At 62.8% G+C, this 25099-nt stretch carries 33 protein-coding genes; 28 read left to right on the forward strand and 5 right to left on the reverse strand.

Annotation, left to right across the window (positions count from 1 at the left end; genetic code table 11):
• Positions 1-13: 13 nt before the first annotated feature.
• The 16 genes from QZ281_RS01560 (at position 14) to QZ281_RS01635 (ending at position 12424) form a co-directional block, all read left to right on the forward strand.
• The gene (locus QZ281_RS01560) at positions 14-1111 is read left to right on the forward strand and encodes a hypothetical protein (protein WP_292223898.1); all 1098 of its coding nucleotides are present in this window, start codon (positions 14-16) and stop codon (positions 1109-1111) included.
• Between the two features lie 2 nt (positions 1112-1113).
• Positions 1114-1569, forward strand: a complete 456-nt coding sequence (locus QZ281_RS01565; protein ID WP_292223899.1) for a hypothetical protein — start codon at positions 1114-1116, stop codon at positions 1567-1569.
• 12 nt (positions 1570-1581) lie between these two features.
• On the forward strand, positions 1582-2625 hold the full coding sequence (locus tag QZ281_RS01570; RefSeq protein WP_292223903.1) for a major capsid protein: 1044 nt from the start codon (positions 1582-1584) through the stop codon (positions 2623-2625).
• Positions 2626-2678: 53 nt separating this feature from the next.
• The gene (locus tag QZ281_RS01575) at positions 2679-3062 is read left to right on the forward strand and encodes a hypothetical protein (RefSeq protein ID WP_292223906.1); all 384 of its coding nucleotides are present in this window, start codon (positions 2679-2681) and stop codon (positions 3060-3062) included.
• Between the two features lie 4 nt (positions 3063-3066).
• Positions 3067-3558: a DnaT-like ssDNA-binding protein gene (locus QZ281_RS01580; RefSeq protein WP_292223908.1), complete on the forward strand. Its 492-nt coding sequence runs from the start codon at positions 3067-3069 to the stop codon at positions 3556-3558.
• Positions 3555-3923 carry a hypothetical protein gene (locus QZ281_RS01585; protein WP_292223910.1) on the forward strand — a complete coding sequence of 123 codons (369 nt, stop codon included), beginning with the start codon at positions 3555-3557 and terminating at the stop codon, positions 3921-3923. Before QZ281_RS01580 ends, QZ281_RS01585 begins: the two co-directional genes overlap by 4 nt.
• Positions 3920-4126 (forward strand): hypothetical protein, encoded by a 207-nt coding sequence (locus QZ281_RS01590; protein ID WP_292223911.1) that lies wholly within the window; start codon positions 3920-3922, stop codon positions 4124-4126. Before QZ281_RS01585 ends, QZ281_RS01590 begins: the two co-directional genes overlap by 4 nt.
• Before the next feature lie 3 nt (positions 4127-4129).
• Positions 4130-5170: a phage minor head protein gene (locus tag QZ281_RS01595; protein WP_292223913.1), complete on the forward strand. Its 1041-nt coding sequence runs from the start codon at positions 4130-4132 to the stop codon at positions 5168-5170.
• 201 nt (positions 5171-5371) lie between these two features.
• Positions 5372-5821: a hypothetical protein gene (locus QZ281_RS01600; RefSeq protein WP_292223915.1), complete on the forward strand. Its 450-nt coding sequence runs from the start codon at positions 5372-5374 to the stop codon at positions 5819-5821.
• Positions 5822-5824: 3 nt separating this feature from the next.
• Positions 5825-6247: a phage tail terminator-like protein gene (locus QZ281_RS01605; protein WP_292223917.1), complete on the forward strand. Its 423-nt coding sequence runs from the start codon at positions 5825-5827 to the stop codon at positions 6245-6247.
• Between the two features lie 58 nt (positions 6248-6305).
• The gene (locus tag QZ281_RS01610; protein WP_292223918.1) at positions 6306-6776 is read left to right on the forward strand and encodes a hypothetical protein; all 471 of its coding nucleotides are present in this window, start codon (positions 6306-6308) and stop codon (positions 6774-6776) included.
• 62 nt (positions 6777-6838) lie between these two features.
• On the forward strand, positions 6839-7282 hold the full coding sequence (locus tag QZ281_RS01615; RefSeq protein ID WP_292223921.1) for a hypothetical protein: 444 nt from the start codon (positions 6839-6841) through the stop codon (positions 7280-7282).
• Between the two features lie 89 nt (positions 7283-7371).
• The gene (locus QZ281_RS01620) at positions 7372-7632 is read left to right on the forward strand and encodes a hypothetical protein (RefSeq protein WP_292223924.1); all 261 of its coding nucleotides are present in this window, start codon (positions 7372-7374) and stop codon (positions 7630-7632) included.
• Between the two features lie 298 nt (positions 7633-7930).
• On the forward strand, positions 7931-8143 hold the full coding sequence (locus QZ281_RS01625; RefSeq protein ID WP_292223927.1) for a hypothetical protein: 213 nt from the start codon (positions 7931-7933) through the stop codon (positions 8141-8143).
• A 487-nt stretch (positions 8144-8630) separates the two neighbouring features.
• Positions 8631-11831 carry a phage tail length tape measure family protein gene (locus QZ281_RS01630; protein ID WP_292223929.1) on the forward strand — a complete coding sequence of 1067 codons (3201 nt, stop codon included), beginning with the start codon at positions 8631-8633 and terminating at the stop codon, positions 11829-11831.
• Positions 11831-12424, forward strand: a complete 594-nt coding sequence (locus tag QZ281_RS01635) for a hypothetical protein (RefSeq protein WP_292223930.1) — start codon at positions 11831-11833, stop codon at positions 12422-12424. The genes QZ281_RS01630 and QZ281_RS01635 overlap by 1 nt, the downstream gene beginning before the upstream one ends.
• A gap of 4 nt (positions 12425-12428) precedes the next feature.
• Here the strand turns inward: QZ281_RS01635 and QZ281_RS01640 are convergent, their stop codons facing one another.
• On the reverse strand, positions 12429-12566 hold the full coding sequence (locus tag QZ281_RS01640) for a hypothetical protein (protein WP_292223931.1): 138 nt from the start codon (positions 12564-12566) through the stop codon (positions 12429-12431).
• Positions 12567-12753: 187 nt separating this feature from the next.
• Here QZ281_RS01640 and QZ281_RS01645 point away from each other — a divergent pair, with 187 nt between their 5' ends.
• From QZ281_RS01645 to QZ281_RS01695, 12 genes are all read left to right on the forward strand, one after another.
• Positions 12754-13329 carry a hypothetical protein gene (locus QZ281_RS01645; protein WP_292223934.1) on the forward strand — a complete coding sequence of 192 codons (576 nt, stop codon included), beginning with the start codon at positions 12754-12756 and terminating at the stop codon, positions 13327-13329.
• 1 nt (position 13330) lies between these two features.
• Positions 13331-13825: a hypothetical protein gene (locus QZ281_RS01650; protein ID WP_292223935.1), complete on the forward strand. Its 495-nt coding sequence runs from the start codon at positions 13331-13333 to the stop codon at positions 13823-13825.
• A 2-nt stretch (positions 13826-13827) separates the two neighbouring features.
• Positions 13828-16056 (forward strand): phage tail protein, encoded by a 2229-nt coding sequence (locus tag QZ281_RS01655; protein WP_292223937.1) that lies wholly within the window; start codon positions 13828-13830, stop codon positions 16054-16056.
• A 21-nt stretch (positions 16057-16077) separates the two neighbouring features.
• Entirely contained in the window at positions 16078-16470 is a 393-nt protein-coding gene (locus QZ281_RS01660) for a hypothetical protein (protein WP_292223940.1), read from the forward strand.
• Positions 16470-17795: a hypothetical protein gene (locus QZ281_RS01665; protein ID WP_292223943.1), complete on the forward strand. Its 1326-nt coding sequence runs from the start codon at positions 16470-16472 to the stop codon at positions 17793-17795. The genes QZ281_RS01660 and QZ281_RS01665 overlap by 1 nt, the downstream gene beginning before the upstream one ends.
• A gap of 3 nt (positions 17796-17798) precedes the next feature.
• Positions 17799-18686, forward strand: coding sequence for a hypothetical protein (locus QZ281_RS01670; RefSeq protein WP_292223945.1), 888 nt, complete (start codon positions 17799-17801; stop codon positions 18684-18686).
• 29 nt (positions 18687-18715) lie between these two features.
• Positions 18716-19066, forward strand: coding sequence for a hypothetical protein (locus tag QZ281_RS01675; RefSeq protein WP_292223947.1), 351 nt, complete (start codon positions 18716-18718; stop codon positions 19064-19066).
• Positions 19066-19344: a hypothetical protein gene (locus QZ281_RS01680; RefSeq protein WP_292223949.1), complete on the forward strand. Its 279-nt coding sequence runs from the start codon at positions 19066-19068 to the stop codon at positions 19342-19344. Before QZ281_RS01675 ends, QZ281_RS01680 begins: the two co-directional genes overlap by 1 nt.
• Positions 19345-19652: 308 nt before the next feature.
• Complete coding sequence (locus tag QZ281_RS01685; RefSeq protein WP_292223951.1) at positions 19653-20174, forward strand: M15 family peptidase; 522 nt, start codon at positions 19653-19655, stop codon at positions 20172-20174.
• Positions 20175-20408: 234 nt separating this feature from the next.
• Positions 20409-20711, forward strand: a complete 303-nt coding sequence (locus QZ281_RS01690; RefSeq protein ID WP_292223952.1) for a hypothetical protein — start codon at positions 20409-20411, stop codon at positions 20709-20711.
• Positions 20712-20891: 180 nt separating this feature from the next.
• A complete protein-coding gene (locus QZ281_RS18185) occupies positions 20892-21149 on the forward strand; it encodes a DUF6289 family protein (RefSeq protein ID WP_363297202.1) in 258 nt (85 codons plus the stop codon).
• Between the two features lie 152 nt (positions 21150-21301).
• Positions 21302-21544, forward strand: coding sequence for a hypothetical protein (locus tag QZ281_RS01695; protein ID WP_292223953.1), 243 nt, complete (start codon positions 21302-21304; stop codon positions 21542-21544).
• A 56-nt stretch (positions 21545-21600) separates the two neighbouring features.
• On the opposite strand, the gene QZ281_RS01700 is transcribed toward QZ281_RS01695, so the two are convergent.
• The 4 genes from QZ281_RS01700 to QZ281_RS01715 all read right to left on the reverse strand — a co-directional run bounded on the left by QZ281_RS01700 (position 21601) and on the right by QZ281_RS01715 (position 24800).
• Positions 21601-21870 carry a hypothetical protein gene (locus QZ281_RS01700; RefSeq protein WP_292223955.1) on the reverse strand — a complete coding sequence of 90 codons (270 nt, stop codon included), beginning with the start codon at positions 21868-21870 and terminating at the stop codon, positions 21601-21603.
• Between the two features lie 148 nt (positions 21871-22018).
• Positions 22019-22234 (reverse strand): hypothetical protein, encoded by a 216-nt coding sequence (locus QZ281_RS01705; protein ID WP_292223958.1) that lies wholly within the window; start codon positions 22232-22234, stop codon positions 22019-22021.
• 61 nt (positions 22235-22295) lie between these two features.
• The gene (locus QZ281_RS01710; RefSeq protein ID WP_292223959.1) at positions 22296-22997 is read right to left on the reverse strand and encodes an SOS response-associated peptidase family protein; all 702 of its coding nucleotides are present in this window, start codon (positions 22995-22997) and stop codon (positions 22296-22298) included.
• A 612-nt stretch (positions 22998-23609) separates the two neighbouring features.
• Positions 23610-24800, reverse strand: a complete 1191-nt coding sequence (locus QZ281_RS01715; protein ID WP_292223962.1) for a site-specific integrase — start codon at positions 24798-24800, stop codon at positions 23610-23612.
• Positions 24801-25099 lie beyond the last annotated feature (299 nt).

Consider the following 25099-nt stretch of genomic DNA (forward strand, 5'->3'; position numbering starts at 1 on the left):
GAAGCAAGTCAGGGTGAACATCCGCTCGGTCGCCAACGCGGCCACAATCCGCCGCGAGCAGCGCAACGGTCGAGACCTGATCATCGTCCCCAGCGCAACGCTGCCCGATGACGTGGTCATGAACGGCATCCTCTATCCAGCGGATGAAATTGCCAAGTCGTTCAAGGGCCTGGAGCGCACTCCTGCACCATTGGGTCACCCGACCCTAAATGGCCGTTTCCTGTCCGCCCGCGACCCCGAAGGACTGAACGCCCACTACATCGGCGCCTGGAACGAAAACGTCCGTCAGGAAGGCGGCCGCGTGCTGCTGGATAAGGTGATTGACGTAGAGGTCGCCAACCGCACCGAGGGTGGCAAGTCCGTTCTGAGCGCCATTGAGAAGGGCGGCCCGATCCACACCTCCACAGGCCTGCTCTGCCGCCTTGAGGCCGCAAATGGTCAGGCGGGGCACTCCAAGATCGCACGCTCCATGGAGTTCGACCACGACGCCATCATGCTCGATGAGCAGGGCGCGGCCACGCCGGAGCAAGGCGTCGGGATGCTGGTCAATGCTCAGGGCGAGCAAGAAGAAATCGAGGTGATCAACTCGGCTTTGGCTGAGGCGGATCGCGACCTCGATTGGGCGCTGGAATCCGTCGCCCGGGCCTTGGAGAAGCGTGAACGCGCGCCCCTCCTCGACCGAATGAAGACCGTTCTCCTCCAGGCGCTTGGCCTTGAGGGGTCTCCCTCTGAACAGCTCAATAAGGACGCTGAAATGACTGTATCGAAAGAACAGCTCGACGCGCTGTCCGCGAAGGTTGACGCCCTCTCGGAAAGCCATGCGAGCATGGTTGCCTCTCACAACGAGGTCGTGAACTCCATCAAGGTCATGACGGACGCCCACGCTCAAGCCGTGGCGAACCAGAAGGCGCAGGACGTCGCCGAGCACACCGATCTGGTGGGCAAGGTCGTCGCCGCCAACCTCCTCGACGAGGACACCGCCAAGGAGCTGACTCTGAACGCCCTGCGCAAGCTGGCGCCTCAGGCCACTCCCGGCAAAGCCGCCGCCCTGAACGCCGCCTACAAGCCGACCGGCGCAAAGGCCGAATACCAACTCCCGGAAGGTGACTGATCATGGCTCGCTACAACAAGATCTTCGCTGGCCCCTACACCGAGGCCACGCCTCAGGTAGCCGAGCGCCCCGCCGCCGCCGCCATCACCCCCGGCCAGCTGATCGTCATCACTGCCGGCCAGTTCACGCCTGCGGGCGCTACGACTGTCGGCAAGGTCTACGTGGCGCAGGACAACTACCTCGCCATGGAAGGGGTCGATACGCCCTACGCCATCGGCGACACCGTTCTGGGGCTGGAGCTGCTGGATGAGCAGTTCTTCAACGTCCGCGTCGCCACAGGCGTGAACGTCGCTCGGGACGCTGCTCTCGTCCCCGGCGCTAACGGCACGGTCGCCCTGGCCACGGCTGGCGGCAAACAGGTCGTCGCCACGGCCGAAGAAGCCTTCAACAACACTTCAGGCTCTGCCCAGTTGGTCCGCGTTCGCGCGGCCAAGGGCTACCTGACCGCCGCCACCTAAGGAGGATTGGCAATGCGCTATTTCGACAAGCAGCTCGTCGCCAACTCCAAGCTTCATGCTGGATGGTGGCAGGACGTCAACACCGACCGCAACTGGTTCCACAAACAGGAAAACGACATCGCAGCGGTGGCCAACGCCGCCTCTGTACTGCCGCGCGACGCCTGGCTGGACCTGGACGGCATCACGCGCCGCGTCATGCGCGCCGATGAAGGCCAGACCTGGATGGGCGACCTGATGCCGCTGGCCAAGGCTGTCGATATCGGCAAGCTGGTCCACCTGACCCGCGTGTCTTCGGACGCTGGTTCGGTCACCCGCTCCATGAGCGGTCAGGTTCCGGTCGCACTGGACAAGGTGACCTACGACTATCGCGGCACGCCGGTTCCGATCTTCTCGACCGCATACGGTCGCGAATGGCGTGAGTGGAACACCCTGCAGTCCGAGAACTTCGACGCCCTGTCGGACGATCAGGAAGCCCACACCGCCAAGATCCGCCGCGATCAGGCGCTCTACGTCCTCGACGGCGACCCCACGATCTCGGTCAAGGGCTACAAGGCGTTCGGCATCCGAAACCACCCCCTGTCCAAGGCGATCAACCTCGGCTCGGGCGCTGGCGGCGCGAACATCAATCTGGTCACCGCCACGCCGGATCAACTGGACGCGTTCTTCACCGGCCCGTTCGGAGCCATGCTCGACGCCAACCTGATCGTCGGCAAGGTCAACCTCTACATCTCGCCTGAGATCGCCCGCTCCTGGGACCGTCAGCTGTCCGGCTCGGACGGCCTGAAGGAAGGCAAGATCATCGACTTCCTGTCGAAGAACCGCCGGATCAACAAGATCTCGGTGACCTACGAGCTGACGGGCAACGCCTTCTTCGGCTTCGTGCCGAGCGCTGAGTACATCCGCCCCCTGGTCGGCATGGCGCTCAACACCACAGCGAAGGCCCGCCAGAACCCCACGGACAACTACCAGTTCCTGATCATGGGCGCGCTGGGTCTGGAAATCCGCGCCGACTTCAACGGCAAGGGCGGGGTCTTTTACTCCACCGTCGTCAACTAACACGGTCGGGCTCTGGCTTCGGCTGGAGCCCTTCCCACAGGAAGGATCGCATCATGCGCATCAAGATCACAGGCGGCGGCATCTTCGACGGCAAGGGCCAAGAGATCGCGGCCGGCAAGGAATTCGACATCGCCGACCCCGAACTGAACGAGGACGGCTCCGAGGTCGCCCCGCACCCTTGGGCAGGCCGTTTCGAGGTCATCTCGGGCGGCGAGAAGCCCGGAAACGATCAGCCGCCACCCGAGTTCGTCGCTCCTGTCGGCCCGTTCACCGCCAAAGAGAAGTCGCCGGGTTGGTGGTCGATCTTCGACGGCGCCGACCAGCCGGTTGGCAAGGCAGTCCGCAAGGCTGATCTGGACGGCTTTGACACCCTGTCGGATGACGACAAGCTGGAGTTCGCCACGGCGAGCGCCAAAGCCGCTTTCGACAAGGCCTGATCCGATGGCGGGCTATGGAACAGACGCAGCATTTCAGGCGTGGTTGACCGAGAACGGCCACACCCTGCCCGCTGCCGCCCCATTGCCCGCCATCCTTCGCCTCAGGGCGTCCAACTACATCGACGGGCTGTATGAGGCCCGATTTCTCGGTGACCGCACCGATCCGCTGAACCAGGAGCGCGCATGGCCACGCACCGGGGCGGTCGTCCAGAAGGTCGCCGTCCCCTCTGACGTCATTCCCCCTGCCATCGACAAGGCCGCATACGCTGCCGCCCTGTTTGAAGGTCAGAACCCCGGTGCCCTGTTCGTCTCCGCGTCATCGGCTGGCGCGATCAAGCGCGAGAAGGTGGACGTGCTGGAAACTGAGTATTTCCAGGGCACAGGCGACGCTGCGGCAGACGCCACGATCAAGCTGAGCGCCGTTGAGGGCCTGCTCGCTCCATTCCTTCGCCCCATCGTGACCGGCGTCAGCCTTGGCTTGTGGGCCGTTGGATGACCGCGTTCGACTACGCCAAAGCGGCGAGGACATCAGAGCGCCTGCTCCGGAAGTTCGGCGCGACCGGCGCGATCCGACGCACCACCACTGAGGGTGGGTCATCATTCGACCCTGAAAGCGGCACCGAGGTCGTCACAGACCACCCAGCCATCATGGTCATCACCGCCTATTCCTCGCGGGACATCGACGGCACGCGCATCCTGGCGACGGACCAGAAAGCCCTGCTTGAACCCGCGCTGGGCATTGAGCCCACAACCTCCGACTTGCTGGTCACCGCCGATGGGTCCACATTGACCATCGTCAACGTCGATGTGCTGAGGCCTTCGACCACGACGGTGTTGTGGAAGCTGCAGGTCAGGCGATGAGCACGAAGAACTCGATGATTCTGGCGACCGCCACTCTGCAGGACATCATCAGCAAGGGCGCAGCCATGAACGGCAGCGCTTTACGCGGAGACGGCGCGGAACGCCAACAGCCGATCCGTGAAGAAGCCCACGCCCTGCTTGACGCCTACCTCGACCACATGGCCGACGCTGGCACCCACGCAAGAGTACTGCTCAAGGACTGATCCATGGCCAGAACCCGTGCGACCCGGCAGGTCTATGCCGACCTGCTGGCTCGCTATGGGCAACAGGTCGCCGATGCATTCTTCGAAGCGCTCGACACGATCAGGTCAGGCGTCGAAATCCAGCGGGTCACAGCGGCCCTGGCGAATGGAGACATCGAGGGCGCCATTGAGGCCATGCACCTCGACCCGCAGGCCTTCAACGGCATCGCTGACAAGCTGAGAGACGCCTACTCCGAGGGTGGCAGGGTCACAGCGGAGTTCATGCCGAAGCGCCTGCCGAGCGGGGCCGCATTGGTCGTGCGGTTCGATGGCCGAAACCTCGCCGCCGAGGCCTGGCTCTCTCGCCACTCGTCGGAACTGATCACCCGGATCACCACGGAGCAGGTCCAGTCGGTCAGGGCGGCGCTCACGGAATCCATGCGGCGGGGCGTGAACCCGCGTCAGGCCGCTCTTGAGATCGTCGGACGCATCAACCGGGTGACCGGCAAGCGCGAAGGCGGCATCCTCGGCCTCTCAGCGCCTCAGGAAGCCTATGTCCGCACCGCTCGGGACCAACTCGCCTCCGCCGACCCCGCAGGACTCAGGGCATATCTGACGCGCTCACGTAGAGACAAACGCTTCGACCGATCGGTAACCAAGGCCATTCGTGAAGGAAAAGCGGTTGATCCTGAGATCGCCGCCAAAGCCGTCACCGCCTATGAGCGCCGCCTCCTGAAGCTGAGGGGCGAAACCGTCGGACGGGTCGAAGCGATGACCGCGCTCCAGCAAGCCAAGCACGAGGCCTACCGCCAAGCCATTGAGGCCGGGAAGCTGGAAGAAAACACCGTGACGAAGGTCTGGCGCTCCGCTGGCGACAACCGGGTCCGTCACACCCACGAGGCCCTGAACGCCGAGAGCGTCAGGATCAACGAGGCCTTCCAGAGCCCGTCAGGCGCCCTGCTCCGTTTCCCGATGGACACCAGCCTAGGCGCTGGACCGGAGGAGATTGTCGGATGTCGTTGTGATTGCGAGTATCGCATCGATTTCTACGCAAACCTCCGGTGAACCATGGACGAAGCTCGTATCCGCCAAATCGTACGTGAGGAGCTTCGGGCCGCTCTGGCGGAGCAACGCGGCGCCCCCGCGTTCGGACAAGCCTTACAGACAACACCAGACATAGGCGCTCCACGGTCACCTGATTGGGAGGAGCCCGCTCAAACAAACACGAACCCAAGATTAGCTCGACGCTTTGAGAGGTGATCCATCATGGCCCAACGCTCGTTCTCCGCAACGGTCAGCGAGTGGGTGGCCAAGACCAAGCAGCGTCAGGAGGCGGTCTATAAGGGCAGCGCCCAAACCATCGTCTCGTATATGCAGACGACGCGGGCGGCCGGGGGAAATCTCCGGGTCGACACCGGCTTTCTCCGGGCCTCACTGGTCGCCACGACCGGCGCCATCCCTGCTGTCACCTTCAAGCCCGAAGGCATCGACCAGTTCTACTACGACTCCGGACCGATCAATTTGGTGATCAGCGGCGCGGCGATCACCGACCCCATCATCGTCGCCTACACCGCGAACTATGCCCGCGCCCGCGAGTACGGTGCCAGAGGTCAGCCGGGCGACCGCTGGGTAGGTCTCGCCGCTCAGCTCTGGGTCGGCGTCGTCCAAGCTGAATGCGCCAAGGCTCAGGCCTCCGTTGCTTCCCGTGGAGGGTGACCCATGGCCGATCCCGCAATTGTCGCCCACCTGCTGCTGACGCGCTGTGAGGCGCTGAACGTCGGGACGCCGAAACTGCCGGTCGCCATGCCGGATGTGAAGTTCGTCCCTCCCGTGGACGCATCCAAGAACCCACTGCCCTACCTCCGCGTCGATCTCTTCGACAATCAACCCGTATGGCAGGGCCTCGCCTCCGGCCGCATCGACCAGGGCCTGCTCCAGATCATGATCGTCTGGCCCAAGGGCAAAGGCGTCGTCGCGCACCGCCGCGCCGCCAAGCAGGTCATGGATCACTTCGCCAAGGGCACACGACTGTTCGGTCCAGCCACCCGCATCACCGTGAACCGTGAGCCGGTGCTGGCCTCTCCGATCATGGGCGATGTCTCGACCGAGACGCCTGTGACGATCTTCTGGACTGCCGTTTAGGCGACCAGACGCCCTAGCCGAGATGGGCGCGGCTTCATCACAACTGAAGGAGCCTCCCATGGCAGAAACCACTTCGGCCGGCACCATTGTGTCGATCGGTCCCGTAACCAGCGCCGCGACCGAAACTGCACTCAAGGCGTTGACCTATGTCGTCGTCAACAGTGCCGAAAGCCTGGGCGAAATCGGACCTCAGGCGCAGGACGTGACGTTCACCCCGCTCGGCGGCGCAGACGTTCAGCACCTGAAGGGCGCGACCGATAACGGCGCCACGACCGTCACCTGCGCCCGCGATCCGCTCGATCCCGGCCAGCTCGCTCTCCGAGCCGCGTCCAAGACCAAGCTGCAATACGCCCTGAAGATCGAACTGGCCGACGCCGCTAAGGCCGGTGACAAGAACACGATCATCTATGTCCGCGGTCCCGTGATGAGCGGACGCCTGAACGTCGGCGGGGCCAACGACGTGACGAAGGTCACGTACGCGGTGGGCAACAACGTCTTCATCGAAGTGCCCTCGACCACCACCCCCTAATCGTTTCCCCCAAACTCTAACGGTCAGGTCGCGCCTGACCGTCCTTTTGAAAGGACATCACCATGTCGCTCGCCGCCCTGAACACCGCAGCAGCCGCCAATGAAGGCCGCGTTCTGACGGTCCTGCACCCAACCGAACGCACGCCTCTGGTGGGGCAGAACGGCAAACCCGTCACTATCACCCTGCTCGGTCAGGACTCGGACATCTTCATCAAGGCTGAGAACGCCGCCCGCGCCCGCGCCATGGAGCACCTGTCGGAAGGCGGCAAGTTCTCGCCCGCCGCCTCCGATCTGCAAGCCTGCGAGGCGCTGGCTCGGTGCACTCTGGACTGGTCCAATATCCCCAAGGGATGGATCGACGGCACCGACGACGAAACCCCCGCCAAGCACTCTCACGAAACCGCCGTGGCGCTGTATCAGAACCCTGGCGTGAAGTGGCTTCGGGACCAGACCGACAAGTTCATCGCGACCCGCTCGAATTTCTTGAAGGCCTCGCCGAAGACCTGATCCGCTTCGCCGAGGCCGTTCACCGGAAGGGCGCGAAACCGCCCTTCCCGCCTATGCCTGGGGCTCTAAGCTTCGTCTGGCTGGCGTTCGTGGATCTCGCCGGAACCCGCGAAGTCGGCATGGCAATGGGACCGATCAGCTTTCGCGAGATCGAGGCCTATCAGGGCCAAACGCATGCCCATCTTACAGCTTGGGAAGTGAAGCTGATCCGTCGCCTGGATGCGGCGGTCAGGGTGGCCATGACCACCACGGCCCAGCCTCAGGGGGTTTCACTCAAGGACACGGACGGCTTGAAGGCCTTGTTCAAGGGCATGGCCGCCCGGAGGGTTAAAGCGGACAGTCCCGCTTAAGCCTCCCCTTTTTCCGGCTCTCTACCTCGGCGTTTCTAGGGACGTGTCTTCGAAATCGCAGTTCCCGCATTTGCGCGTGACGTCTTTGGCACCCAAGCGCCCAAAACGGCCCGTTGAGGCCACTGACCTAGTCACGCGAAACTCAGGCGCTCCGCAGGATGGACAGGGCGCCCCTTGAGCTTTGGCTGGCCTCCCCTCCAGCTCAGCCAAGCGTCGTTCTAACTGGTCCACTCTATCCGGCAGCTCTTGTAGTCGCCGCCAGACCGGAATTTTATCCAATAAGGCAAGGAGATCGCCTGTGAGCGAAGCCATTCAGATTTCCCCGTTTCATCATAGCCAAAGCGGCATGACTCGATATCCGCCGAACGTGGAGCAACTGACGGTGGAAAAACAAGGGTCGTTCTGGATTCTGACCGCGCGGCGAAACGACGTTACCCTTCGTTTTCCACTGGACGAAACAGATCGGACGAAACTTGCCGCCCTGCTGTCCGATCATGGCGAGGCGTCATGAGCCTGTGCCCCTCGGCGTGACGGATCAACGTGACCGTGCCACCTTCCCGCCCCTTAATGGAGGGCGATATGTGGATTCGAGGATTGATTGTGGGTCTTGGGGTCGTGGCGCTGGGAAGTTGCACTCGAGAGGGCAATGCCGAGGTCAGCGCTGAGGCAGTGGTGCGCGCCTCACTTCGGGACCCGGATTCCGCAAAATTCAGCGACGTCACCGCGCACAGGAGCCCAGTGGGGACGGGAGCGTCACCGGCTCCCATTCAGGTTTGCGGCACAGTGAATTCGCGAAATGGTTTCGGCGGCTACGTCGGCCCCCGGCGGTTTATCGTCACCGATGGCACGGGTGTAGCGATCATCGACCCAGCCGGTGACGGCGGAAACGAAGTGTTTGAGGCTCTGTGGGCAAGCCACTGCATCAAATGACTCTCAGCGCCCCCTCCACTTGACCAACCAAGGCTCGCTTCGGCGGGCCTTTTTCTTTGGAGGTCACCATGGGTGATCTGGCAGTCCTTGGCCTTCGCATCGAGAGCCAAGAGGTTGAAGCGGCGAACCGTCGCCTCGACAGCTTCACGAGCTCGGCAGACGGCGCCCAAAGGGCAACCGATCTCTTGGGAACAGGATCGGACAAAGCTCACAGCGCGATTGCGCAGTTGATGGCCTCCATCGATCGCACCACCAAGGAAATGCTGGAGCTCCAGCGGGCCCAGCGACTGGCCACCGGGGCAGCAGCGGATCAAACGGGTGCGACCGCTGCTCTGACCAAGGCGACAGCCGACCTCAACGCCCAGATGGCCCAAGCATCAACCTCGCACCTGCGGTTCGGCTCTTCGTTCAAGACGACGCAGGATGGGATGGGGGGCGCTGCCGCTGCAGCCGGGAACTTCGGCAACGCCATCGAACAAGCCGACGCTCATGTTGCAGCGTACCTAGCCAGCATGGCCTCGGGGGACAAAACCCACAAGTCCGCCGCTAAGTCCCAGGCTGAAGTCACCAAAGGAGCGAAAGACCTCGGAGCGGCTCTTGGCCGAATGGCCGGTGACGCCGTGACGGGGCGAGCATCACTAGATGGCCTGGCCACCAATGGTGAGCGCGCTGGTCGGGCGCTATGGAGCATGGGTGGACGCGCCGCTCTGCTTGGCGGAATTCTGACCGGCGTAATCGTTACAGTAGGATTGCTCGCCAAAGCATTCCGCGATGGCGAACGAGACTCCAATAAGTTCGCCAATGCCATTGCCATCACAGGCAACTACGCCGGCATCACCACGGCCCAGTACGAGACCATGGTGAAGGCTGTGCAGGGCGGCGCAAACAGCGGATTTGGTACGGCTAGGCAGACTCTTTTGGGGTTGGTTTCAACTGGCAAGTTCACCAGCGAGACGATTCAATACCTCAGCCAGGACATCATCAAACTCGCGCGCTTCACAGGCCAGTCAACGACCCAAATGTCCGGCTATTTTGCTGAAATGGGCGACAAGGTCGGAGACTTCGCCGTAAAATTTAACAGCAGCTACCACATGCTCACGCTGGCACAGATTGAGCACATCCAGTTGCTCGAAAGCCAGGGCAAGACGACAGAGGCGCGGCTTGAACTGGCTATCGCCATTCACAAGAGGCTCGGTGAGATCGGCCCCGAGAATCTTGGCTATCTTGAGCGGGCCTGGAGAGGCGTAGGCAGCGCGATTTCGTGGGCCTGGGAGCAACTAAAGGGCTTCGGTCGTGATTCTGGGATTGAAGCTCAAATTGACCGGATAAACGGGGCTCTCGCTGCAAACGAAAAGAAGATCGGCGTTTCGCCTGCTTTTACCCAGAGGCTATTAGCCGAGAGGGCCGCGCTGCAGGCAACACTGGACCAAAACAAAGCCGCCAGCGACACGGCCCGCGTCCAGCAGGAGGGCGTTGACGCAGCGGAGCGCCTACGGACGACTTGGGCCGGCATGGGCGACAACGTCGCTCGGGCGCGCACTGAAATCGCCAAGTACCGCGCTGACATTGATGCCGTCCGGCAAGCCAATCCCAACAGCCACAACATTCCGTCTGCCGCTCAACAGGCGGCAGCTGAAGCGGCGATCATGAAGAAATACACCCCCGAAGCCACCGCGGCGGCAAACAGGGCAGCTAGCGCCGCCCGAAGCGCTGCTGCTGCGGCAGAGCGTCGAGCTGAGTCCTTGGCGCGCGAACTAGAAGGAATGAGGCAGACCGCACGGGCCAACCATGATCTTGCCGCAGCCTATGGCGTTTCCGATGTCGAGGCGCTGAAGGCTGCTGCTTCAGCAGAGGCAGTAGGCCGTGCCATCAGGCGCCAGGGAGAGGTCTCGGCCTTTGTGGCGGCCCAGCTTGAGTTGAACGCCTCCAAGCTGGCGGCATCATCGGCGCAACAGGCATCAGATCTTCGGTTCGCCGCCGAGGGCCAGGAGCGCATGAACGCGGCAGTCGCCGCTGGTACGACCACGACGCAGGAAGCCACTGAGCTACTTTCTCTGGAGGCGCACCTACGCCCGTTGATAGCGGCTGCTGCTGCCGTCGAGGGAGGTGCCAAGGCCGACCTGCTCCGCCAGATCGAGGCTGTAACGGCCGCGACGAAGCGGATGAATGCTGCGACGCGCGAAGCGTCGATCATCCAGGCTCAAACCAACAACCGCGACCGCCTCACCGTCCTGCAGTTGGAACGAGACCTCGTCGGCGCCAATAACATCGAGCGCGCCCGCCAACTAGCGATGCTGGAAGAAGAAATCCGGCTCAGGAACCAATACGGCAAGGACTTCATCAACTCGTCGAAAGGCCAAGGCCTGATCAACGATGCGGGCAACAACGCCGCATTCGGAGAGCAGACCCAGCGTGACGTGGCTCGGTATAATCTCGCCCTGGTGGAGCAACTCGATCTGCTGCGCCAGATCGACGACCAGACCCGCAGCGCCGCTCAGGGCATGGCCGATTCCTTCGGCAGCGCAGGGCGAGCTGTAGGAGATTTGGCCGTCTCGATGACCTCCTACCAATCACGGCTAGAGGAAATCCGGGTCGCCCGTGAACAGATGTCGCGCGAAGGCACGCTGAACAGCCAGCGCGAGGCGATGTTCGCCCGCGACGCAGCGCAAGCCCAGATTCAGTCCTACGGCGACATGATGGGCGCGGCGAAAGGCTTCTTCCGAGAAGGCTCCGATGGATTCAAAATCCTGCAGGCCGCCGAGCAGGGCTACCGCATCTTCCAGTTCGCAATGGCCCTGCAATCCATGGCGCTCACCGGACAAGAGACCGCCTTCACCGTAGGGCAGAACCTGATCCGGTCGGCCAGCCACGGGGTTGTCGCTGTTGCTCGTGCACTGGCCTCCCTTCCCTTCCCGCTGAACCTCGCCGCTGGCGCCGCAACCGTCGCCGCTCTGGCGGCCATCGGCGTCAAGATCGCGGGCAAGTCGGGTGGAGGTGGAGCAGGCACGAATGCCGTCGAAGACTCGGTCAGCACAGCTCAGGGCTACGCCGAAACCGCCGACCAAGCCCGAGCCAGCGCGGCTCAGGCTGTGGCCACTCAGGTCAAGGTCCAGATCGAACTGAACGACCCGATGTTCAAGGCGCGGGTCCAGCAGGAAGCTGTTGGCGTCGCCGCCCCCATGGTCGCCGCTGCCGCTGCTGGAACCAAACGCGACGTGATGGACACCTTGAAGAACCAGCAAGTCGGTAACCGGAGGGCTATGGTCTGATGCCAATCCAACTCCCCGCCTCCCCTGAACCGTGCGCGCCGTACACCCCTCCCTGCGTCGTCGCCTTGAGCAATGACGTGACCAGCCTGATCGGGGGGAACCGGCAGAAGAACCGGCGCAAGGGCGACCACTACGCCGTGGACTTCACCCTGCCGCCGATGAACCACGACGAGGCTCGCGAATGGCGCTCTCTCATGAGCGCTGGCGACACGGTCGTGATGAAGGTTCCGCAGCCAGGCATCGGGACCGGCACGCCGGGATCGCCCCGCATCAACGGCGGCAACCAACTCGGCGACACCCTGAACCTGAAGGGCCTGACGCCCAGCTACGTCCTGCGCAAAGGCCAGATGATCACCATCGTGACCTCCGGCCGGAAATGGCTCTATGGCGTCGAGGCTCAGGCCACCGCCAACGCCTCGGGTCAGACCTCTGTGAAGCTGGAGGTGATGATCCGCACCCTCCACGCCGACAACGACACGGTGCTGATCGCAGAGCCCGAGATTGAGGGGTTCGCCACCTTCAGTGACGACACCTTCAAGCTGGACGACAACGGCTATTGTCAACCGTCGTTTATGATCGAGGAGCGGGGCTGAGACGCTACTTGAGCAGCTTGGCGAGCAGCGTCCAGATGCTGACGGTCGAACGGCTGTAGACCCGGTTATAGGCCGCACGCTTGGGGTTCGTGACCCAGCCAGCGCCGCGGGGAGCCTTAAGGCCAAGGTTGTGGCGAACCATACGTTTCACTGACGTTCTCGCCGCAAAGCTCTTGCGTAGGCTTGGCTTCCGCACTCCGAACTTCATTTCCGTCTCCGAGCAAACACCGATCGCTGGTTGCAGAAAATGCATCAAGCGTGACCGTTCGTCACCCCGAACAGAATTCGAACAGGCTCGCTTCAGGCGGGCCTTTTTTCATGGAGGCAGCATGGAAGCCGCCCTCATCGCAGAACGGCGCATGGCCGTTTCGATCCGATGCATTCTGGTCCGCATCGCCGCGCCTACCGGAGCGATCTGCTGGACGGACGGCGGGATCGCTGTCTACGACGCCGGTTCGGGCCTGGAGCCCTATTGGGGTGAACACCCGACCTACGGGCTCCTTTCGTCTGTCTCCGGCCTCAGCAACGGAATCGGCGACCAGACAACCCGGCCCAGCCTGACGATCCTGCCGAAAGACCCGACTGCGACAGCAATCCTCGGCTCGCCTCTGATCCAGGGCTCCAAGGTTCAAATCTGGTCGGGCGCCATCAACCGCTCCACTGGCTTGCTGGTCGGGGCTCCGAAGCTGGAATTCGTCGGCAAGGTCGATCAGCCCGCCGTCAGCGCCGGAACGCAGTTCAGCATGACCATGCAACTGATCACAGACGGCGCGCTCCAGAAGGAAGCGAACGCCGACTACCGCCAGAACCATGCAGCGCACATCCGCGTCTGGCCCGGCGAGAACGGCTTCGCCAACGTCGCCAATGCCGTCCAGGCGACCCGCACCATGGAATGGCGCACCTAAAATGAAGACGACTATTGGAGAGCGCCGCGCTGCAGCCGTTGCAGCGTGTCGGGACCGCTTTGTCGGAAAGCCCTACGATCCCAAGGCCAACCGCGACTGCATCAAGCTTGCCGGCCACTCGGCACACAAGCTGGGCCGCCGCGTCAGCCTGACCAAGGGTCTACGCTACACGACCGAGGCTGGCGGCCTGAAGGCCATGCGAAAGCTGGGGTTCAAGACCCTGATGGACGCCGTGGAGGCCGGAGGATTTGAACGCATCCCTCCCGCCGCCGCACGCCCCGGCGACATCATCGCCCTGAAGACCGAGGACGGCAACGCCTTCGGGTGTGCGCTGACGGTCGCCTTCGACAATGGCCGGGTGATTGGCTTCGTCGACGGCATCGGCGCTATCTGCCGGGTCGATGATCCTTCAGCCTACATCGCCGCCTGGCGGGTCATTGGCGACGCCTACTCTGGCCCGCGCTTTCTCGCCCCTGACGCCGAGACGCAAGACTAGCCATGCCTCAGATCATCCCTCTGGTCGTCACCGCCATCACGACGGTGACCAGCGCAGTCGTGGCCGCTGGTCCGTGGGCGGTTGCCGCCTTCAACGCCGTCAATGTCATCGGTGCGGGCATGCTCGCCAACGCGGCCTTCGGTGCGATCCAGCCAGAGGTGAAGTCGTCCAGCACCGCCCTCGAATGGAATGCGGACCCCAACGCCCCTAACCGCTTCCCGTTCGGTCGTGTCGGCGGTGCGGGCAACATCATCCACAACGCCACCTACGGCCCCGACAAGATGTTCGTGTCGTTCGTTGGCGTCATGGGTTCGTCTGGTCCGATCCGATCATGGGTGGGTTTCAGGGCCGACGACCAGCCCGTTTCGTTCGACGGCAGCGGCAAGGCCAACTCGACACAGTACGCCAACGTCATGTGGCTCAGCCGCCAACTGGGGCGGCAACCTGAGGCCTCGGCCCTGTCGTCGCCCTCAGGCCTGAAGAATGGCGCCACCCTTCCTGGCTGGGGCAACAGCTACCGGCTGAGCGGCAAGGCAGCGTTCATCTACACCCTGTCGGAGAACTCCAAGCGCTCTGCCTACGGCGGCAAGGTGCCGACCCCGATCAACACGATTGAGGGCCTATACTGCCACGATCCCCGCTACGATAGCACCTATCCGGGCGGCTCAGGCTCCTGCCGCCTGAACAACCCGGCGACATGGGTCTATTCCACCAATGCCTACATCCATGCCTTGAACTGGGCGATTGGACGCTGGGAGGGGCTGACCGCTGGCGCGGCTGGCGCGCCCTACGCCTCCATGAAGGTCGGCGGCATAGGCGCCAGACCCGATGGTATCGACTTCGCCGCCTATGTCGAAGCGGCCAATGTGTTCGACGAGAACCGCTGGGCCTGCGCGGCATGGCCTGACGCCGATCAGTCCAAGGCTGCAGTGCTGGACAGCTTTCTGCAGGCGGGCGGCGGCATCTACGCCGAGCGTCAGGGCCGGATCTCATGCGTCCACCGCGCCGCGCCGCGCACATCGATCGTCACCATCACGACGGACGATACCGCTGGCACCATCGAATACGACACCACCACGTCGCTGCTGGAGCGGATCAACACCATCCGGCCGAAATACTGGTCGGAAGCCCACGACTGGCAAATGGTGGAGACGCTGAAGGAGGTCACTTCCTCCATCTGGCGTGAGGAAGACGGCCAAGGCGTTGCGGTCACCAAGTCCAAGGGCGTGGACTTCAACTACGTGCCTGGATCGAAGCAGGCGCGCGAACTGGCGGCCCTGCAGATCTCCCACACTCGAGAGGGCATCAAGGGCACCGCGCCGCTCCGTCACTACCTCGATCTGGATGTCGGCGATTGCTTCACCTGGGACGTGCCGGAAGCCGTCCTGAATGGGCTGAAGTGCATAGTTCTCAACGTCGATCCTGACTTGGAAAACGACACCATCAACGTCACGTTCTGCTCTGAAAGTGATGGGAAATATCCGTTCGCGTTCGGACAAGCCGCGTCGCCGCCGCCAGCTCCGGCCATCGTTCCGCGCGACCTGACCTATGTCGCCCCGCCCCTTCCCGGCGACTGGACTCTTGCAGCCGAGGTGCTGGTCGAGAACGGAAGCTCCATCCCCATCCTCGCCTTTGTCGGCTCCTGCCAGAACGACACTGCCGACGCTGTTGTCTTCGAGTTCCGCCCCGTCGATACCCCGCCCCGCCTATGGGCTGGCGCCGGTGTTGAGGGTCCAGCCGTTGAGCGGAAAGAGGTCGGCGGCCCGATCACTCAAGGAACGGCCTATGAGGGGGCTGTCAGCTACCGGCGCGGCAACAACGTCTCAGAGCGGCTTGTGCTGGGTCCGGTCACGGTCGGCCAATATGCCGTCTCGCCCGGCCCGGCCGCGCGACGCCTGATCAGTTGGTCCACGAACCCGCTGACCAGCAACTCATCGTCAATCGCCGTCGCCGCTTTCTCGGGCGTGGTCGAAGGTTCCGGTGACGAGATCGGCTTCCCATCAGGGACCATCGCCAGCCTGTCGCCCTCCACTCAGTACGGCGTCTTCTACAGGCCTGACCTTGGCTATCAGGCCGCCCCCTACCCCGCAGTCTCGTACATGACGACGGGATCGTGGGTGTTCATCGGCTGGCAGGCCACACCCAACACATCGGGCTCCTACCCGGTCCCTCCCCCTCCACCTCCCGGCTGGGGCGGTGGCGGGACGTCGCCTGTCGCGAACCAAGTCTAACCCGAAGCTCGGACACCCAACATGATCACCCCAGGACACCTGGACCTCGTGGTCCAGCGATGGACGCCGTTCGTCTATCAGATCGATTTCGAAGGCCTCGACTTCACCGGGGCGACGATGGCCATGCAAGCGCGTCTTTATCGGGATGCGCCCGGCGCGCCGCTGATCAGTCTCGTCAATGCTGCAGCCAACGCTGAAGGGCTGAGCGTAACGGTCACGAATCTCGATGGCGTCCCCACCTCGCACGTTCAGATCCGCATCAATGAAACGACGGCCGAGGGCTTGCTCCTGAACGCAGGCGCGCCCGGCGACGACGTGAAGCTCGTCTACGACCTCCACATCACCGGCGGCGGCCTGCCCAAGACGCGCTGGGTTGAAGGCTCTCTCATCATCCGCGCAGGAGCGACCCAGTAATGGCCGATGCAATCGTAAGGGTCGTTGAGAACCGGGCGACCGTCGTCATTCCAGGCGTCGAGGCTCTGGCGCCGTTGGTGGCCGCCACTCAATCCGCTGCCGACGAGGCGACGGCGGCGCGGGATGGGGCGGAGGCCGCTGCTGCCCTGCTGAACATCAAGCGGATGGTGCAGGACCATTGGCTCAGGGCATGGACCGATCAGGACAGCAACCTGCTCGGCGGCTGGCTGCGCGACGGCAAGTTTCTTGCGGCTTTGTCTGAAGAGTCTGTCGTTCCCTTCGCAGCGCTCGCGGCCGAAGCGCAAGCGCGAATGCTTGCAGGCTCAACTGCGGAAGAACGTTCGGCGTTCGGTTCTTGGCTTCGCGCCTGGACCGATCAGGACAGAAATATCCTCGGCGGCTGGCGGCGTAACGGCAAGTTTCTGGCGGACTTTGATCCTGCCTGCCGGTTTCCTCCCGGCATTGGCCTGCCGAACGGCCTGCAGGCGGCCAGCGGACCGGACATCTGCTGTTCAGGGGATTCCATGACCGCTGGGGCTGGCGGCCAGGGTGTGACCATGCCTGCCGAGTTGGCGGTTCTGACGGGTCGCACAGTCCGCAATTTGGGCGTCGGCGGTGAGACCAGCCGAACAATCGCTGGGCGCCTGGGCGTGCGACCGATGATGATCACGGTTCAGGCTGGCGTCATTCCGGCTGCGGGCGGCATTACCGTAACTCTCGCGGCTGACGACGGCGGCGTGGTCGCTCCGCTGCTGCAGGGTTCATCGTCACAGATCAACCCGTGCGTCGTCGCGGGGGTCACAGGCACGCTAAGCCTGTCCGACGGGGTCTATACGTTCACCCGAACAGAACCGGGCGCAGCGGTTCCGGTTCGCCGTCCCGCGCCCCTGATCCCGCCGAACCGAAATCGGCTCGGGGACATCCTGATCCTGTGGTGGGGTCAGAATGACGGCTTCACCGAGGCCAATGCGCCGGGGATCATCGCGCGGCAGAAGGCCACGCTGGAGGCCGCGCCAGTCATCAGAAGGCGGTATCTCATCGTCGGGGCTCCTTCTGGCACTGACGTCAGCCAAGCAAATGCCGATGCGCTGTTCATCCAGGCGTTCGGCCGTCGATACGTGAACATCCGCAAACTGCTGTCGTCCGCAGCCTCATTCGATGAAGCCGGGCTGACCCCGACCTCCGACGATCTGACCGCGATTGCCGCTGGCAGCGTCCCGCCGTCGCTGCGGAGCGATGCGATCCATTTCAACGCAGCCGGATACCGGCTGACCGCACAACACATCAATGCACGGCTCACAGAGCTGGGCGATCTGGAGGTTTAGAACATGGCCACGGTCGAGGTTGTTCAGGGCGCGATTTCTGGCGCGGCGCCATTTGGCAAGCTGTATCCGTACGACGGCATGACCGGCGGCACGATTGCGCTGATCGATTTCGGATATGCACCCGCAGCATCAGTGCCGATCAATCCTGCATCCTTGCCAAACCTTGTAGCGGATCAGGCCGCAAAGCTTACTGGCCTGACGCCCGCGCAATGTGGATTTGATATTACGGTTGCGACGGGTCACGGCTCGGTAGTTGAGGTTACCTCTAAAGGGGCAATCCATGTCGCTTCAACCCACGGCGGAGATCAGACGTCCGATGATGGTTGGGGCGTATCGATCTCTGCGCCACTGGCCAACTGGCTGTTGGCGCAAAACAATATCGCTGTCGTCACCACCCTGTTCTTGAGGCTTACAAGGTCTCAGATCGCAGACGCGCAGGCGCCGCAGTCTATAAGCCACATCACGGCCCCGGCGTCGGCCACCGGAAACTTCTTCCATCACACCCAAGGCGGCCTTCCTGCGCCCGGCGCAGCATTGGCCAACGGTGTAAGGGCGCCTACCATTGTAGGCCAAGGGGGACTGTTAGCGGTAGCTACCCAAGGGTGGACAGGCACTAAACCCAGCAACATTAACGGCGCCGCTCAGAGGCGTCTGTTTGTCAGCGGCGCGAGAGATGCGTGGGCGGTTTTCAACCGCAATAAGGCACCCAGCTATGTGGTTTACCGCGCGCAGATGGACCTGATTGCCCTGTCGGATGTGCCGGGCGCGACGGTGGCTGAAAAGGCCGCCAATCACATTCAGGCCATGTCCGCGATGGCGGCGGTCGATTTCGGCTCCGGGGGCAGGTTCCACGGCGACGTGTACACGCCTGCTGAAACGCTGAAGCCGTAAAATTCAACTCGGTTAAACAGGACATCCACATGCTTTCTTTGCTGGACCCGGATCGTCTCCGGGTCGGCCTCGCCGCATTTGCCGGCGCGGTCGTCTATGGCGTCTTCACGTTGGTCACCCTGTTCATGACCGGCGCCCACGTCAGTCGTGTGGACTTCGTCCGCGCGGCCCTGAATGTGTTGGCGGCGGCCATGTGCGGTGTTCTGACCGCTGTAACCATCGCCCCGGCCATCGCCGCCGTCATTCCGTGGTCAGCGGCGCGCGATCTGCCGACCATCGGCTTCTTCATCGGCGCACTGTGTTGGGAGGTCATGCCGTTCTTTCTGGCTGGCGTCCGCAATCGCGCCCGGCGGGAATCTGAAAAGCAGGGAGGCGTGTGATGTTCGGGTCCGTTCTGGCTGCGACGTTCGCCATCACTGCAGCGGTCTTTCTCGGGCTGCGGGCGCAAATGCTCAAACCCGACCTGGCGGCGTGGCCTGATGCGCCCCGCTGCGTCCGATGGGCGACCTTCGTCCTGTCCGCCGCCTTGGGTGGATACGCCGTCGCGGTGATCAACGGTCATCCTGCCCGGTTGCTGGAGACGGGCTTACTGGGCGTGATCGCCGCCTACGCCTTCCTGCTATGGGTCAATCTGTACCGGCAGTTGGCTGGGCGCTGACGAACCCGGTTCGCGGCTAAGCCGCACGAGCCATCAGCCACACGACCCCGGCTGTCACGACCCAGAGGCCCACGCTGATCCCGACCGCGACAGCGAGCCGAATGGCGGGCGGCCAGCGCTTAATCGGCGTGTGATCCTCGGCCATCAACGTCATCCTGGGTCAAAACCGGATGACGGCCCGCTGAGCCGTTGGGGGGCCGGAGCGGGCCGTCGTGTCGAGCGGTTTGGGTCGCGGCGACACGCGAGAGTTGCTGAATGCGCCACCTTTGGCAACTCCAACTTTTAATCAGACAATCTGGAGACTGAACATGAGCTTCCGCTTTTCCAAGCGGTCGATGGACCGTGCGCGGTCGGTCGATCCGCGCCTGATGGCCTTGGCAACAGCGGCGTTGGCCCGATCCAGCGTCGATTTCGGACTGACCGAGGAACAGTCGCGCACCTGGGCCGAGCAGGCCGAGAAGGTGCGGCGCGGCGTCTCGAAGACCATGAACAGCAAGCACGTTATCAAGGCGCCGAAGAAGGTTTCCGAAGGCGTCGATCTGGTGCCGTTCGTCGATGGCGTCTTCACATGGGGCGACAATCAGTGGCGGGTCAAAACCAAGGCTGGCCCGACGATAGAGCCGTTCTACGAGATCGCCGCCGCCATGCGCGAAGCCGCCATCGCCGCCAACCTGCGGCTGACATGGGGAGGCGTTTGGGACCGTTGCCTGAATGACCTTCCCGCTGGCCCGGCCGCGATGAAGGCCGCGGTCGAGGCCTACAAGGCGCGCCGCAAGGCGGCCGGGGGGGCGGCCCTGCTGGACGGACCGCATTTCGAGTTGGTGAAATGATCCAGTCCGTCATTCGCACCCTCACCCCGACCGCTTGGCTGATCGTCGGCGTCCTCGCCGCCTTCCTGCTGTTTGGCGCCTTCTGCTCATACAGGGGCGGACAGACCGAAAGAGATCGTCAGGCCGCCTCTGCCGCCAAGATCGAGGCGAAGGCCTCCACGGCGCGGGAAACAGCCGCCAGCGAGCGCCACAACGACAACACCACCATCAACACCCGCGAGAAGGAGCTTTCCAATGCGGTCCAGTCGCTTCCTGATGCTGCCCCTAGCCCTCGCCGCGTCCGGCTCGCTTGTGAGCGGCTGCGTCAGCAAGGGTCTCGCCTTCCCGCCGAGTGTGGACCTGCGGGTTGAGCCCAAGCCGGTCCTGGCGCCTGATGCGATTTATTCGGAAGCCGCGCTCGACGCCTACGACATCGCCATCGAGGCGCGAGGAGATCGGCTGGCGGCCCAGGTCGGGCGGCTATGCCGGTTCTTCGACACCATGGGTATGAAGGGTCTAGACTGTCCGCCGCCAGAGCCCCGACCGAAGCAGGGCTAGGTCCATGGAAATCCCCACTGACCGTTTTCTCTGTTCAGCGAAAATGGTCCAGCGTCGAGCCATCAGGCTCCGCTACGGGTCCGTCATCCGAAGGGGCGGCGGGCTTTGGCGCGCTGAGAGAAACTTGCAATCCCACGGATACTATGACGCAATCCAAGAGGGAATCCATCCCACTTGGAGATGCCGGTGAAGAGCTTGCTCAAAACGATCAGTATTGGCGCGATTGCAGTGACGGCAGCGGCCTTATCTGGACCAGCCCTTGCGTTGCCAGCAGATTACGTATGGTTTACCTACTATAGTGACGCCACATATACAGTGGAAGTCGGAGAGAAACACATTCTGTGCTCCGGGAGAACAGTTCGACTTGGTGAAACAACGCCATATTATCAGATATACACAACGCCTTGCCCGAACCCTCCGCACACCGGACCGTGGTAGGGTACAAATAACTATAAGCACCTGCGATCAGCCCCCCATCCGAAAGGGTGGCGGGCTTTCCGCCCTTACGAACAATCACTGATTGTTCTAGCCACAATCTTATGTATCCATGCGCATAGGGAGGCCTGTCTCCCGCTTGGAGAGTTGTCGCGATGAAAAAGATATATGCGGGCGTTGTTTTGGCGGCAGCCATCATGGGCGTTGCGACGTCATCCATCGCCGGGCCAGACTGCGATGCGCCTTCGATAGGTAATAAATGCGACGAGGCTTTCAACGATGAGGTGCTGATTTGCGGCTTCCTCACCGAACATGGAAGCGAAATCGCGCAGGGCTGTATCGAGACAGCCAGGGCCAAACATAACGCATGCATGAAGGCCAACAGTTGTTCGGGCTGATCAAGCTGAACTGACAGTTCGGGGCCGCTCTGTTCATCAGGGCGGCCTTTCGTCATTCAGGCCGTCATCAAATCCCGATAAGGCTCCCCGCGCTCCCCCGCCTCAGCCCGCGTCAGCACCTTCGTCTCATTGTTCGCCCCGACCGCGACCTTGATGTCCCGGATGCGGACGCCGTCTGCGATGGTCTTTGGACGCCCTGGCTGCATAGCGCTCAGCCGCTCAATCCATTCGTCAGTCTGGACCGTGATCAGGCCGGGTTTCTGGCTGTCATCGCTGGCCGCTGCCTGCATGGCGTCGAGGGCGGCGTTTAGTTCGTCGGGGCTCATTCAACGACGTGTAGGCCGAGTCGCCGGGAGGGATTGTAGGGAACCAATCTCTCAAGCGACGGTTCTCCCCTCATGATCGGGCTTGCCCTTCCTGGTCAGCGTAGCAGTCTGAGCCGCCGCTTTGCACCGAGAGCGGCGGCTTTCTGTTTCAGGCGTTAGCCGTAAACCACTGTCGGAAGGCGTCGGCATCAAACGACGACCCGAAGTGGAAGTTGTCAGCCATTACGTAGAACCATCCGGCGCTTGGCCTCGCCTCCAGCCACTCGATCATCTTGCCGCGCGCGACGGGTCCGCGATCCGGCAGGCTTAAGGTCGTGATCTTGTCGCGGGTGCGTGCCCACTCGGTCTGCGTCAGTTTTTGCATCGGCGGCTTAGGAGGGCGGTTCGCCGGTCCTGTCGATGCGCCGCGGCGGGTTCTCAACAGCTCAGTTGAGGCTATGCAAAGCTCCGTCAGGCAACGGGCGTTGCAGGGCCTTCGCCTCGGCCCATGGCGCTGTCATCCAGGCCTCGAACTCGTCTGGCTCGGTCAGGATCACCGGCATGGCCTTGGGGTGGACCGCCTTCACCGGCTCGCTGGGATCGGTCGTCAGGAACGCCATGAGGTCGATCGTCTCCTTGCCGGTCTTGATCTTCCGAACCCCGGTCCAGCCCGACAGGTGGATGCCCGCGAAGAAGGCCAGCGGTTCGTCGCCCGGCAGACTGAACCACACCGGCTTGTATTTGCCCTCCGCATCCCGCCCTGGTTCGCTGAAGGCCGTGAATGGGACCAGACAGCGGTTGGCAGGCTCTAGCCACGGCTTCCAGTGCGACGAGGTCGTGTTGCGGACGTTCGTCGTTCCGCTGTCCGGCTCCACCTCCAGCAGGGCTGGGAAATCCACGTCCTTGCCCTTGGCGCGTAGCTTGTCGGCCCGCTTGGTTGCGGCGTCGAAGATCGCTTTCTTGGACGACGGCATGCCCCAGCGCGCCAGCGCCAGCTCTCGGACGCCGTCAGATCCTACACGGACGATGGGCGCGGCATAGTCGGGATAGATGTCGCCCGGCGCCAGGTTTCCGACCGTTGACCGCATAGCCTTCGACAGGTCCATGATCGCCTGAGGGCCGCTGCGCTGTCTGTAGAGATTGCACATGGCCGAACGGTCTCATGGTCTCGCGGGTTTGTGGAGTCGGTTCAGGCCTTTGGCGACTTACGTTCCCACGGCAGCAGGCCATCAGGATCGGCCCAATGCCCCATTTTCAGGGTCCATCCCGCCGCCTGCAGTCGCTTTCGCTCCGCGTCGTTGAAATCCCACCACGCGTCATCCCGATCTGTGATCGTGTCCAGCGCTGCTGGCCAGAGGCGCGTTCCGTCCACAAACTTCACACGACCTGGACATTTCCGACAGCGTGGGCGCCGGTTCACAAGGCTGAAGGCTGGCCCCTTTACCGCTAGGATGGCGTTGAGATCGACGGGGCCGGTTTGCTCACACACCGAGCATCGCCAATAAACCTTAGCCTGCCGCTCTACGAGGTCGGCAATCGTGCTGGTCATCGCACCCGAAACCGTCCCAGTCCCATAGCGATGGCCTGACTGACCAGCCGGTCGTTCTCAGCCTTGGACACGTAGGCGACGTTTGAGCCGGGGGCCAAGACCTCGGGCAGGCTCGGGTGTGGTCGTGGATGCGGTGGGGTGGACGCTATCCGAGCGTCCGGTTCAGCGATCAGCAGAAGGCGCTCCGAGAGCGGCAAGGGGTTCGACATCGTCAGGCCCTCAGGTGGTGGACGTTGGAGGCCGGCGTGGCTCCAGTGCAGTGATCAGCCCAGGCGTTCATGAGGCCGGCCCTCTTTTCCAGTGCGTCAGATCGCCGATAGGCACGCTCCACCGCATTTCCAATCTGATGGGCTAAGGCCTCTTCGATCAGTTCACGCGGGTATTGAGTGCAATCCCCCGCCCAATCTCTGAACGTCGAGCGAAATCCGTGCACAGTTACGCTCTCTGAGCAATGCAGCCGCAAAGCCTTGGATGCCGCAACATCTGTGAGCGGCTTTCGGCGACCGCCAGAGAAAATGAATTCTCCGCGGGCTTCCTTCGGGATTCTATCAAGAACCGCTATGGCCGCTGACGACAGGGGGACGCGATGTTCCTTCTTGGCCTTCATGCGTTCAGGCGGAATGGTCCATATCTTTCCAGAGATCTCGGACCAGCGTGCTCCCCTCACCTCACCAGATCGACAGGCTGTCAGGATCACAAACCGGAGTGCCAATGCTGAGACGCTGTCCAGCGATTCCAGCTTGGTGATCAGCGCCGGGACGTTGCTGTAATCAAGTGCGGCATGGTGGACCTTTTGTCGCTTTCCGCCAGACAGCAGGGCTGACAGATGCCCCTTCCAACGTGCTGGGTTTTCTCCCTCACGAAGTCCCCGCACCTTTGCTGCATCAAGAACGCGCTCGATCCTCCCGCGTATGCGCTGGGCTGTCTCCGGCAGTTCGTTCCAGATTGGCTGCAACGCCGAAAGCACCATCTCCGTATCAACGGTTGCGACATCCGCCTTCCAGATTCTCGCAGCGTGCTGCTGGAGAGAGGCTTCCCACTGCGGTCGCTGCTTCGGTGACTTCCATCCACGCTCAAGTTCGTCCAGCAGCTTACCCGCTACCTGTTCGAAGGTTTGCCCCTGGGGAGCGGCTTTCGTCGCATTGCGTAGAGCGATGGGGTCGCGGCCATCCTCAACGTCCTGACGCGCCATGCCTGCTTTCTCACGAGCACGGGCCAGCCCTACGGTAGCAAGGCTACCCAGGCCCATTTCTCTACGGCGTCCGTGATGGAAGAAGATGAAGACCCAACTCCGCCCGCCAGCCTGATCGACGCGCAGGTAGAGGCCGCTGCCATCGGCGTGCATGCCGGGCGGCTTCGTGGATAGGCCACGGGTAGTCAATCTGTTGGTGGTTGTCGCCACGCTTCCTCCAGAACGAAAACGGAACATACACCAACGACAGGGGCGGACGCTTCCCTAAGCTCTTCCCTAAGGCCCTGCGCTGGCTTCCCGCGAAGTTCAGCGAAGTCTGGCGATGAAAAAACACCGCAGCGCAAGGGTTTAAGGGGTGGCGGGGTGACCCCTAGCGAAGGCTAGCGAAGGTCGTTCCGGCGGACACCCTCTCCGCCATTCAACAAATCCATTTAAAATTGATCCAAACCGCATTCTGACGCAGGCGATTGCCTGCATCATATGCAGAGCTGAGCGCGCGCTGGCGCACA

The organism is Brevundimonas sp. (assembly GCF_018608325.1).
Taxonomy (GTDB): Bacteria; Pseudomonadota; Alphaproteobacteria; order Caulobacterales; family Caulobacteraceae; genus Brevundimonas.

Bases quoted from the DNA above. Each gene is read 5' to 3' on its own strand.
- QZ281_RS01565 (WP_292223899.1), top strand. From the start codon at position 1,114: ATGGCTCGCTACAACAAGATCTTCGCTGGCCCCTACACCGAGGCCACG.
- QZ281_RS01570 (WP_292223903.1), top strand. From the start codon at position 1,582: ATGCGCTATTTCGACAAGCAGCTCGTCGCCAACTCCAAGCTTCATGCT.
- QZ281_RS01575 (WP_292223906.1), top strand. From the start codon at position 2,679: ATGCGCATCAAGATCACAGGCGGCGGCATCTTCGACGGCAAGGGCCAA.
- QZ281_RS01580 (WP_292223908.1), top strand. From the start codon at position 3,067: ATGGCGGGCTATGGAACAGACGCAGCATTTCAGGCGTGGTTGACCGAG.
- QZ281_RS01585 (WP_292223910.1), top strand. From the start codon at position 3,555: ATGACCGCGTTCGACTACGCCAAAGCGGCGAGGACATCAGAGCGCCTG.
- QZ281_RS01590 (WP_292223911.1), top strand. From the start codon at position 3,920: ATGAGCACGAAGAACTCGATGATTCTGGCGACCGCCACTCTGCAGGAC.
- QZ281_RS01595 (WP_292223913.1), top strand. From the start codon at position 4,130: ATGGCCAGAACCCGTGCGACCCGGCAGGTCTATGCCGACCTGCTGGCT.
- QZ281_RS01600 (WP_292223915.1), top strand. From the start codon at position 5,372: ATGGCCCAACGCTCGTTCTCCGCAACGGTCAGCGAGTGGGTGGCCAAG.
- QZ281_RS01605 (WP_292223917.1), top strand. From the start codon at position 5,825: ATGGCCGATCCCGCAATTGTCGCCCACCTGCTGCTGACGCGCTGTGAG.
- QZ281_RS01610 (WP_292223918.1), top strand. From the start codon at position 6,306: ATGGCAGAAACCACTTCGGCCGGCACCATTGTGTCGATCGGTCCCGTA.
- QZ281_RS01615 (WP_292223921.1), top strand. From the start codon at position 6,839: ATGTCGCTCGCCGCCCTGAACACCGCAGCAGCCGCCAATGAAGGCCGC.
- QZ281_RS01630 (WP_292223929.1), top strand. From the start codon at position 8,631: ATGGGTGATCTGGCAGTCCTTGGCCTTCGCATCGAGAGCCAAGAGGTT.
- QZ281_RS01635 (WP_292223930.1), top strand. From the start codon at position 11,831: ATGCCAATCCAACTCCCCGCCTCCCCTGAACCGTGCGCGCCGTACACC.
- QZ281_RS01640 (WP_292223931.1), bottom strand. From the start codon at position 12,566: ATGGTTCGCCACAACCTTGGCCTTAAGGCTCCCCGCGGCGCTGGCTGG.
- QZ281_RS01645 (WP_292223934.1), top strand. From the start codon at position 12,754: ATGGAAGCCGCCCTCATCGCAGAACGGCGCATGGCCGTTTCGATCCGA.
- QZ281_RS01650 (WP_292223935.1), top strand. From the start codon at position 13,331: ATGAAGACGACTATTGGAGAGCGCCGCGCTGCAGCCGTTGCAGCGTGT.
- QZ281_RS01655 (WP_292223937.1), top strand. From the start codon at position 13,828: ATGCCTCAGATCATCCCTCTGGTCGTCACCGCCATCACGACGGTGACC.
- QZ281_RS01660 (WP_292223940.1), top strand. From the start codon at position 16,078: ATGATCACCCCAGGACACCTGGACCTCGTGGTCCAGCGATGGACGCCG.
- QZ281_RS01665 (WP_292223943.1), top strand. From the start codon at position 16,470: ATGGCCGATGCAATCGTAAGGGTCGTTGAGAACCGGGCGACCGTCGTC.
- QZ281_RS01670 (WP_292223945.1), top strand. From the start codon at position 17,799: ATGGCCACGGTCGAGGTTGTTCAGGGCGCGATTTCTGGCGCGGCGCCA.
- QZ281_RS01675 (WP_292223947.1), top strand. From the start codon at position 18,716: ATGCTTTCTTTGCTGGACCCGGATCGTCTCCGGGTCGGCCTCGCCGCA.
- QZ281_RS01680 (WP_292223949.1), top strand. From the start codon at position 19,066: ATGTTCGGGTCCGTTCTGGCTGCGACGTTCGCCATCACTGCAGCGGTC.
- QZ281_RS01685 (WP_292223951.1), top strand. From the start codon at position 19,653: ATGAGCTTCCGCTTTTCCAAGCGGTCGATGGACCGTGCGCGGTCGGTC.
- QZ281_RS01690 (WP_292223952.1), top strand. From the start codon at position 20,409: ATGCGGTCCAGTCGCTTCCTGATGCTGCCCCTAGCCCTCGCCGCGTCC.
- QZ281_RS18185 (WP_363297202.1), top strand. From the start codon at position 20,892: ATGCCGGTGAAGAGCTTGCTCAAAACGATCAGTATTGGCGCGATTGCA.
- QZ281_RS01695 (WP_292223953.1), top strand. From the start codon at position 21,302: ATGAAAAAGATATATGCGGGCGTTGTTTTGGCGGCAGCCATCATGGGC.
- QZ281_RS01700 (WP_292223955.1), bottom strand. From the start codon at position 21,870: ATGAGCCCCGACGAACTAAACGCCGCCCTCGACGCCATGCAGGCAGCG.
- QZ281_RS01705 (WP_292223958.1), bottom strand. From the start codon at position 22,234: ATGCAAAAACTGACGCAGACCGAGTGGGCACGCACCCGCGACAAGATC.
- QZ281_RS01710 (WP_292223959.1), bottom strand. From the start codon at position 22,997: ATGTGCAATCTCTACAGACAGCGCAGCGGCCCTCAGGCGATCATGGAC.